The sequence below is a fragment of the Mycobacterium sp. genome, assembly GCF_050700595.1.
Classification (GTDB): domain Bacteria; phylum Actinomycetota; class Actinomycetes; order Mycobacteriales; family Mycobacteriaceae; genus Mycobacterium.
On sequence record NZ_JBOHHI010000040.1, the window covers coordinates 1 to 9,063 of the forward strand.

General features: G+C 64.3%; 8 protein-coding genes. 1 reads left to right on the forward strand and 7 read right to left on the reverse strand.

Annotated elements, in window-relative coordinates:
* Window positions 1–1,137, forward strand: a 1,137-nt coding sequence (locus tag ACRDTL_RS03625) for a CaiB/BaiF CoA transferase family protein (protein ID WP_431505350.1), incomplete at its 5' end; no start/stop codon positions are given.
* 55 nt (window positions 1,138–1,192) lie between these two features.
* Here the strand turns inward: ACRDTL_RS03625 and ACRDTL_RS03630 are convergent.
* The 7 genes from ACRDTL_RS03630 to ACRDTL_RS03660 form a co-directional block, all read right to left on the reverse strand.
* Complete coding sequence (locus ACRDTL_RS03630) at window positions 1,193–2,401, reverse strand: acyl-CoA dehydrogenase family protein (RefSeq protein WP_431505351.1); 1,209 nt, start codon at window positions 2,399–2,401, stop codon at window positions 1,193–1,195.
* Between the two features lie 10 nt (window positions 2,402–2,411).
* Window positions 2,412–3,446 (reverse strand): acyl-CoA dehydrogenase family protein, encoded by a 1,035-nt coding sequence (locus ACRDTL_RS03635; RefSeq protein WP_431505357.1) that lies wholly within the window; start codon window positions 3,444–3,446, stop codon window positions 2,412–2,414.
* Between the two features lie 2 nt (window positions 3,447–3,448).
* The gene (locus ACRDTL_RS03640; protein ID WP_431505352.1) at window positions 3,449–4,285 is read right to left on the reverse strand and encodes an amidohydrolase family protein; all 837 of its coding nucleotides are present in this window, start codon (window positions 4,283–4,285) and stop codon (window positions 3,449–3,451) included.
* Window positions 4,282–5,907, reverse strand: coding sequence for an acyl-CoA synthetase (locus ACRDTL_RS03645; RefSeq protein ID WP_431505353.1), 1,626 nt, complete (start codon window positions 5,905–5,907; stop codon window positions 4,282–4,284). Before ACRDTL_RS03645 ends, ACRDTL_RS03640 begins: the two co-directional genes overlap by 4 nt.
* 2 nt (window positions 5,908–5,909) lie before the next feature.
* A complete protein-coding gene (locus ACRDTL_RS03650; RefSeq protein WP_431505354.1) occupies window positions 5,910–7,112 on the reverse strand; it encodes an amidohydrolase family protein in 1,203 nt (400 codons plus the stop codon).
* Entirely contained in the window at window positions 7,100–7,957 is an 858-nt protein-coding gene (locus ACRDTL_RS03655; RefSeq protein ID WP_431505355.1) for an enoyl-CoA hydratase, read from the reverse strand. The genes ACRDTL_RS03650 and ACRDTL_RS03655 overlap by 13 nt, the downstream gene beginning before the upstream one ends.
* Window positions 7,958–8,077: 120 nt before the next feature.
* On the reverse strand, window positions 8,078–9,063 hold a 986-nt coding region (locus ACRDTL_RS03660; RefSeq protein ID WP_431505356.1), incomplete at its 5' end, for a dihydrodipicolinate synthase family protein.

The following is a 9,063-nucleotide window of genomic DNA, read 5'->3' on the forward strand; positions in this document are numbered from 1 at the left end:
GCCGACGTCATCAAGGTCGAGCACCCGGTGCGCGGTGACACGCAGCGCGGCTTCCTCAACATGGGCGGCATCCAGCTCAACCCGGACCGGCATCCGCTGATCGAACATCCCAACCGGGGCAAGCGCAGCGTCGGAATCGACCTGGCCACTCCGGGTGGCCAGGAGGTGCTTCGCGAACTCGCCGTTACCTCCGACGTGTTTTTGACCAACTACCTGCCCGCCGTGCGGCAGAAGAACAACTTCGACGTCGAGCACATCCGGGCGGTGAACCCGGACATCGTCTATGCGCGCGGCACTGCGTACGGCGACAAGGGGCCGGAACGTGGCGTCGGCGGCTATGACGGGACCGCATTCTGGACCCGTAGCGGTATCGGCCATGCATTGACACCGCCCGAGCTCGGTGCGCCGTTGGCGCAGGGGATTCCCGCGTTCGGCGACTCGATTGGCGGCATGAACATCGCCGGCGGCATCTCGGCCGCGCTGCTGCATCGGGAACGGACGGGCGAAGCGCTCGAGGTCGATGTGTCCTTGCTGAGCACCGCCTGGTGGTCCGCGGGAGCCAGCGTGACGCAGGGCATGGACACCGGCGAGACCCTGCGCGCGTCCATGCCGCAATCGGGCGCCTCGCCGGTGAATCCGTTCCTGGGCAATTACCAAACCTCCGACGGCGGCACCATCAACCTGTGCATTGTCAGTCCGACCGGTTATATCCGGGACACCTTCGAGCATCTCAGCCTCCCCGAGGCCGCCGATGATGCCCGCTTCGCCGATGTGCTCCCGCTGATGCAGAACGCCGATGCGGCCGGTGAACTGATCGTAGACGCGTTCCTGTCCAAGCCGTTTGACTACTGGCGGCAACACTTGAAGACGATGAGGGGTCAGTGGGCGCCGTGCCAGAGCCTGGTCGACCTCGCCGACGACGAGCAGGCTATCGCCAACGACATGATCGTCGAAGTCGAGGCCGGCGACGGCGGGCCGCCGTTCAAGGTCGTCCGCGGGCCGGTCGAGTTCAACCACGAGCCGCTCGTCACGACCCGGGCTCCGCAGGCCGCGGAGCACACCGAGATCGTGTTGATGGAACTCGGCATGGATTGGGACCGCATCGCCGAACTCAAAGAATCAGGAGCTATAGCTTGAACGTCGTCGAGCGTGAAACTGTGGCGACGACACGCCGATGAGCGTCACCCCAGTTTCACACTCGCGAACCAGTTTTCGTAACCGGCGGCGCGTAAGCGGGCTTGCCGAGGCCCAGCACATACTGAGCGATCATGTTACGGAAGACCTCGAGCGTGCCGCCGTAGATGCCCACCAGCGGCGCGAACCGGTAGACGTATTCAGCCGCACCGTCATCGGTCGACCCGTCGGCGCCGAACGGCAAGACGGACGCGGCTCCTTGGATGTCCATCAGATCCGGTGAGATGTCGCGCATCGTCTGTGCGATCGCGACCCGACCGAAGATACCCGGGGCGGACAGCGCCGCCTCCATCCGGGCGGCGCTGCGGCCCAGCCGATAGGCGACCGACTGGTCATCCAACAGACGACGACCGTCGGGATCCGGTTGCGCCACCCGCGCCGCCGCCTTGTCAACGGCCTCGGCCATGAATCCGGCCTGATGCATCATGATCGACATATCCTGCAACCCATCGGTGGCAACCGCGACCGCGCCGTGCTCGACGTTCAGCGGCTCGCGCAGCACCGCCCAACCCGCGTTGACGTCCCCGAGCCGGTATTTGTCGCCGACGCGGACGTCGCTGTAGTAGACGATGTTGGTGCGGTCGCCGTCGACGGTGCGGATGCCCTGGATTTCGATGCCCGGCGAGTTCAGCGGCACCAGAAACATCGTCAGGCTTTGGTGTTTCGGCGCATCCGGGTCGGTGTTGGTGATCAAAAACACGTACTGGCAGTTGTGCGCTCCGGTGGTGAACATCTTGGAGCCATTAATGACCCAGCTAGATCCATCCGCCTCACGCACCGCGCGGGTCTTGCAGGTGGCGACGTCGGAGCCGCCTTCGGGTTCGGTGTAGCCCAGACACAGTCGCACGTGCCCGCTGAAAACCCCCGGCAACACCTCGTCCCGAAGCTCCTTCGACCCGAACTTGACCACCGAGCGCGCCACCATCGCGGTAGTCCCCCAGGTCACCCACGGCACGTGCGCGCGGCGCTTCTCCAGCTCCCAGATCCGCCGCCGCAACCGGCTGAAGCCGCCGTCGGATTGCGATTTCCATTCCGCGGCCAGATAACCCGCCTCGCCAAGCGCAAGATGCACACCTTCGTCGAAGTTGTCACCGGTCTCGCGGTCGCGGCGTTTGACGTCTTCGGTGACGTGAGTGGTCAGAAAGGTGCGCGCCTCGTCCAGGAACGCGGTGTCTTCGTCGGACAGTTCGACTCGGGAGAAATCCATCGCCTCGCTCCTAGGCTTCGCGGGCCGCAACGATGCCGGCGATCTGTCGTGCGCTGGCGCCGGGGTCGCCGCCGGCCAGCGGCCATCCCCTGGCACGCACCAGGTAAGCCGTGGCGGCGGCCTCGGCCGAAACGCCCAGACCGCCCTGGATGTGCACCGCCATCGTCGCCGCTTTGGCGGCCTCCTCGGCCATGAACACGAACGCCGACGGCGCCAACTCGGGCCGCTCATCGGGTTCGTTGTCGAGGAACCATGCGGCGCGGCGGGTCAGGTTGCGACCGCCCTCGACGGTGATCGCCATGTTCGCCAGCGGATGCGAGATGCCCTGCAGTGTCGAGATCGGCACGCCAAGCGTGTAGCGGGTCTTGGCGAATTCGGCGGAGATGTTCATCGTCTCCTCGACCATGCCCACCAACGCCGCAGCGGTCAATAGCCGCCACTCGTCAAGCGCCCGACGGTAACTCGCCACAGCATCGGCTCCATCGGCCAAGACCGCGCTGGCATCGGCGGTGGCTGGATCGACCCACGCCATCGGAAGCCGACCGATATTGTCGATCTTCGCCGGCCGGGTAGCGAAGGTGAGTCGCAGGATTTGATCATCGTTGCGGACGATGACCTGGTCGGCGATCGACCCGGTCGGGATCAGCCTGGTGCCTGCCACGCCCTCAAGTTGCGGATCCAACGCGGCGACCTGCTTGCCGCTGACGACATCGGTGTCTAACGCCCCCAGCCGGTCCAGCAGCCGGGCAGCGCAGACATGGTCGATCCACGGCACCGGCGCAAGCGAGCGGCCGATTTCCTCGGCCACCAGCGTTAGGTCGAGCAACGTGGCGCCGTCGCCGCCGGCGGATTCCGACACCGCCATTGTCGTCGCGCCCGTCACGCACAGCCGCTCCCAAAGGTTCTTGTCGAAGCCGGACGGTTCGGCGGCACGGACGGTTTCGATCGAACAATGTGTCTTGAAGAAATCCCGGTAGGCGGTCTGCAGCGCCACGTGATCCTCGGTCAGGGTGTAGTCCAGCCTGCGCAACTCGAAGCGGTCCATCATCAGTGCTCCTGCTCCTGCCCGTCGTCGAAGAAAAACTCCTGCGCGTTGTTATAGAGATAGTTGTCGAGCACGTCGGCAGGCAGGTCCAGGGCAACCGCTTCGGGCACAACCCGGCGCATCCGCAGAACCGGCCAGTCCGATGCGAAGATGATTTTGTTCTGCCCCCGGGTCCGCATGTAATGCAGCAGGCTTTCCGGTAGCCGCTTCGGCGACCATGCCGACGTCATCAGCCGCAGGTTGCGGTACTTGATCAGCAGCCGGATCGCGATATCCCACCACGGGTCGGCACCATGGATCATGCACAGCTTGAGTTCGGGGAATCGCACGCAGACCCGGTCCAGATGCATAGGATGCTGCACCTCCCCAGGGATCGGCGGTCCGGGGATGCCGGTGTTGATGCACAGCGGTAGCTCGAGTTCGGCGCACTTAGTGTAGAGCGGGTAGTAGACAGCATCGCTGGGTGGGTATTGGCCATCACCCCAGAAGCTCGGTCCCACAGCCGCATACGCGACGGGCAGATCGTTGATGACGGCACTTAGTTCGCGCAGCGACGGCATCGGCCGCAGCAGATTGACACCGCCCATCGCCAGCGCGAACCGATCCGGCTTCGCCTCGGCGAATTTGCGCGCGGTCACCGACGGCTTGGCGAGATTGTCCATCAAGATGGCCTTGCGCACGCCGTGGGTGTCCATTTCGTCGAGCAACTCCGACAGGTCGATCGGTGCGAACATCGACTCGGGGCCGTTGAAGTAGTCGTCGCGCACCTTGAGCATCCACGTGGGTTGTTTCTCCGTCTCACCGAAGTGCACGTTGACGAGGCAATCAATCGCTTTCATGTGGGCATCGACGCCTCTTCTGTAGCTTGGCTTTTCGCCCAGCGGTAATCGGCCTTGCCGTTGCCCAGGCGATGAACGTGCTCGACGAAGATGAATTCCTTCGGCACCTTGAACCCGGCCAGGCGCGACCTGCAATGCGCGTGCAGCGGCTCATGGGCGGCGTCGGATCCGTCTCGTAGTTCGACGAGCGCGACGATTTCTTCCCCCCAGCGTTCGCTCGGACGCCCCACCACCAACGCGTCCGCGATCGCCGGATGTGCACGAAGTACTTCCTCGACCTCCTCGACGAATACCTTTTCACCGCCGGTGTTGACCACCAGCGAGTCGCGACCGAACAACCGCAATGTTCCGTCGTCCTCCAGAGCGGCGCGGTCACCCGATATCACCACCCGCCTACCGTCAACCTCGGGAAAGATTTTGCGGGTGGCGTCGGGATCGTCGAAGTATCCGAGTGGGATTCGTCCTTCCCTGGCTGCCCAACCCACCTCGTGCTCGCCGGGGGAAACAAGACGGCTGTAGTCCTCAGAAAGCACCAGTCCACCCTCGCGCAGTGTGAAGGTATCGGTTCGCGAGTCGTGCCGGCTGTGCCCGAAGCCCATGTTCCCGGTTTCCGAAGAGCCGTACCCGTTGATCAGGCTGATCTGCGGCAGCAACTCCAGGAGCGCCCGTTGGTATTTCGGATTCGTTGCCGCGCCGCCGGTACCGATCGCGGATAGCGACGCCAAGTCGTAGTCGCCACGGCGTAACTCGTCGACCAGCGGCGCCGCATACGCGTCCCCCACCATCGTCATCATGCCGACCTTCTCGCGCTCAGCCGTCTTCCACACCGAGCGCGGATCGAGCTTCTTGCCGGTGTCGTACAACACCACAGGGGTGCCGGCCATGATCGCCGCGAACGCCGTCCACATGCCGGCAGCGTGCATCAGCGATGAGACCGCGAACCACGGCGCGCCGGCCGCACCGCGCACCTTGTCGTGGATCTCCCGGACGCAGGCATGGTCGGCTCCCGCCATCGACGACACGTAGATATCGGACTGTCGCCACAGCACGCCCTTGGGTCGCCCGGTGGTGCCGCCGGTGCAGATCATGAGCAGATCATCGGGTGACGACGTCACGCTATGCTCGGTGTTCCCTTGTGCTAGCGCGTCATCCAGCGATACCGCACCGGGCAGTTCGGGAGCCGTGGATCCATCGTCGACCGAAATCAACAGCTCAGCGCAGCCGGGCGCAAGTACGTCGGCAAACTTCGCACCGAGTGACTTGTGGTAGATGACAGCGCGGGGCCGGATGTAGGCGAACAGTTCCTGGACTTCATCCGGCGCGTAGTTGTAGTTGACGTTCACCGGAACGGTGCGGGCCTTCAGGCAGCCGACCACCATGTCGGCATAGAGGTCGTTATGCATGACGAGCGCAACCCGGTCCTGCCCGCATTCCCAGTTCTGCAGGCTTTCCCGTTCCCGGTGGACACCGAAACCGCTGCCGGCGAGGAAGTTCGCCAGCCGGCGGGTGCGATCTGCCGATTCGCCAAACGTACTGCGGCGGTCGCCGCACACCGTCATCAGGCGGTCGGGGATAATCTCGGCGATGGCGTCGAAAACCGGCCCGATGGGCCATTCGGCCACGGCTACGCCGCCGACCCCACAGTGACACCGAGCAAACCCAACGCGTTGTCGCGCATTACTTTTCGAATATCGTCGTCGCCGAATCCGGCGAGTTCTCTGGTGAACGACACCGGGTTCTCCAGACCCTCGCCGTGCGGCCAGTCCGATCCGAACAGGATCTTGTCCATACCGATGACCTCGGCCAACGCCGGCAAATCATCCTCGTAGTAGGGCGCGATCCACACATGTTTGCGCAACTGCTCCACCGGATCCTCCGGAAACAGCCGCGGGTGGTTGTTGGCCGTCTTCTTCAGGCGCTTGACCAGCCGGTGCACGAAGTATGAACCGTTTTCGATGCTGACCGCCTTCAGCTGCGGATGGCGGGTGAACACGCCGTGCACGATCATCGAAGCCATCGAGTCGTGAATGGCGCGGTCGTCGACGAGTATCTGGTCCAACGGATTTGAGCCGCCAAATGCCTCGAACGTCGACTTGCCACCCCACATCGCGGCCACCTGCAGGTAGCCGCTGTCGCTGAGATGGAAGCCCACCGGCACCCCTGCCTCCGCCAACCTGGCCCACACCGGATCATGGACGGGATCGCCCAATGACCGCGGCTTGACCGCACCGGGTACCGGTGCAGGCCGCACCAATACCAGCTTGGCGCCACGTGCCAACACGAACTCGACCTCGTCGAGGGCCTTGTCCGGGTCGGCCAGCGAGATGATCGGCGCCGCGATAATGCGGTGATCAGGCCGGTCGAAGCCCCAATCCTCATCGAGCCACAGGTTAAACGCATGCAGCGACGCCATCGTCGCGTCGATGTCGTGCTTGAGCGCCTCCTCGACACCGCACGCGAACGTCGGCAGCATGAACACCGTCTCGATGCCCTGGGTGTCCATCACCGTGATACGCGAGTCACGGTTCTGGTACTCCGGGTGCTCATCGAGTCGCTCCACCTTCATCAACGAGGCCGGGTCCACACCGTCGGGAATCTCGCCGCGGAACAACAAATCCAGGCAGCCCGGCACGATGATCGGGTCGAAGGTGGGGTTGGGAATGAACCGATTGACGCGGTCTCCGATGATCGCCAGCGTGTGCTTGCCCGCACTGACCATCTGCACCCCACGGCGTTTGAACTTCTTGTCCAGGTGCCGGGTGAAGGCGTCCAGCGGCTCGTAGTAGTGGTTGTCGACATCGATAGCCCGGTAGCTCAAGTTCGCCATGATGATCCTTTCAGCCCCGGAAAATTGGGCGATCGCTTCTCGAAGAAGCTCGTGATCCCTTCGATGACATCGGGACGCAGCAGCGACTCCTGCAACAGGGTCTCGGCCCGCGAACTGGCGTCCGCAACGTCGCGCATGGCATCACCGTAAGCCTGTCGTTTGATCACGGCCATCGATGCCGGCGAACAATTGCGCGCGATCTCCTCGGCGTAGTTCATGGCGTGCTTCATCAACTGCTCGGGTACGACGACCTCCTTGATCAGCCCCAGCTCGGCAGCCTCGTCAGCCAGGAAGGTCCGGCCGCTCAGCAGCAGGTCGAGTGCGACGCCCCAGCCGGTCAGGCGGGGCAGTATCCACGAGATGCCGTACTCGGCGATCAACCCACGCCGGGCAAACACCGCCGCGAACTTGGCGCCGGCGGCGGCGAAGCGCACGTCGCACATCAACGCCTGGGTGAGGCCGATGCCGACGCAGGAGCCGTTGATGGCCGCGATCACCGGCTTGCTCAGTGTGGTCAGGTAATACGGTTGCCGGTCGCCGACCAACTCCGTCAGATCGCGCTGCTCGCTGTTGCCCAGCGAGTCGCCCACCGTGGCCATCGAGCCCAGATTGGCGCCGGCGCAGAACGCCTTGCCGCGGCCGGTCAACACGATCACCCGGATGGCCGGGTCCGAGTCGGCGCGGTCCAGGCCGGCGTAGAAGGCCGTGGCGATGTCGCCGCCCCAGGTGTTGAGTCGGTCCGGACGGTTCAATGTCAGGACCGCGACACCGCTCTGGGTGGTCTCATAGAGCACCGCGTCATCGGCATGGGCGACGTCGGTGACGACGTCGTCGGCGGCGCTCATCGCCCGTCCTCTCTAAGCCCGACGCGGAGTTTGTACCGATACTGTATACCTATCGGTAGAGCATTCCGCAATCGCCTGGCAGGCCGGTGAACTCCGCCGATAGCCGCCCGAAGCGGTCAGCTAGACATCGACCAACCCGAAGCGCCGATAGGCGTTTTCGATCTGGGCCTTACCCTCCGGCGGCAACTCGGCTTGCGGCGGCCGGGAATGCGGATACGCCCCGACCGGCAGGCCGAGCAGCGAGGCGGCGTACTTGAATGCACCGCCCCAATGGGTGAAGTAGTCCGGCCGCCCCGGATAACAGGTGAACCACGGCCCGAGGTCGATGTCGAACCGGTCGAGACCGGACGCCCTGCCGTAGTCCATCGCCTCGACGAGCTTGTCGTTGCAGATCAAGTCCCAGTACTCGGAAAATATTGGCTGCTGCGGGGTTTCGAACAGATAGCCCACGGTGCCCAGCTGCGCCGGGCAGACGATACCATCGCGCAGCCATCCAGCCCGGTACACCGTTTTGTCGCATTCCCAGATCACCAGACCCGGCGCCAGTTCGTGCAGCAGCCGGCTGGCAGCCGGCCGGAACGCGCCCTCCTTCGTTGCGCAGACAGCGGGAACCTCGTCGTAGATCCGCGCACTATCGTCCGGGCTCAACACATAACCCGAGGATGGCGAGTTGAACATGCCCAGCGCGATGTCGGTGCGCTCACCGATGTACTTGAAGAATCTCAGCACACCCTCGCCGCCGTGCACCTCCATCATCGGTGTCTGGATGTAGACGATGTCGGCACCGGCCTGCTGAGCGTGCAGCGTCAGATCCAAACAGTCCTTGGCCGACATGGCCGCGGTGCAGGCCTGCACCACAACGTCGGGGTTGACCGCCCTGCCCTCCTCGATCGCCACCTCCAGCAGACGCTTGCGCTCGTCGAGGGTCAGCGACCAGAATTCCGCGAGACCGCTGGTGCACCACAACAGCGGATGTCCGAGATCGCTGACGCAGTAACGCACCAGCTCCCGATACGCCTCCCAGTCGATGTCATCGCCGTCGGGGCCGCAAAACGGCGTATACAGCGAGTCGCCGATTCCCCGCAATGTGTTGCGAGCCCACCCGC

What these genes read in the sequence shown, in the direction of transcription:
- ACRDTL_RS03630 (WP_431505351.1), bottom strand. Translation starts at nt 2,401, where the DNA reads ATGGATTTCTCCCGAGTCGAACTGTCCGACGAAGACACCGCGTTCCTG.
- ACRDTL_RS03635 (WP_431505357.1), bottom strand. Translation starts at nt 3,446, where the DNA reads ATGGACCGCTTCGAGTTGCGCAGGCTGGACTACACCCTGACCGAGGAT.
- ACRDTL_RS03640 (WP_431505352.1), bottom strand. Translation starts at nt 4,285, where the DNA reads ATGAAAGCGATTGATTGCCTCGTCAACGTGCACTTCGGTGAGACGGAG.
- ACRDTL_RS03650 (WP_431505354.1), bottom strand. Translation starts at nt 7,112, where the DNA reads ATGGCGAACTTGAGCTACCGGGCTATCGATGTCGACAACCACTACTAC.
- ACRDTL_RS03655 (WP_431505355.1), bottom strand. Translation starts at nt 7,957, where the DNA reads ATGAGCGCCGCCGACGACGTCGTCACCGACGTCGCCCATGCCGATGAC.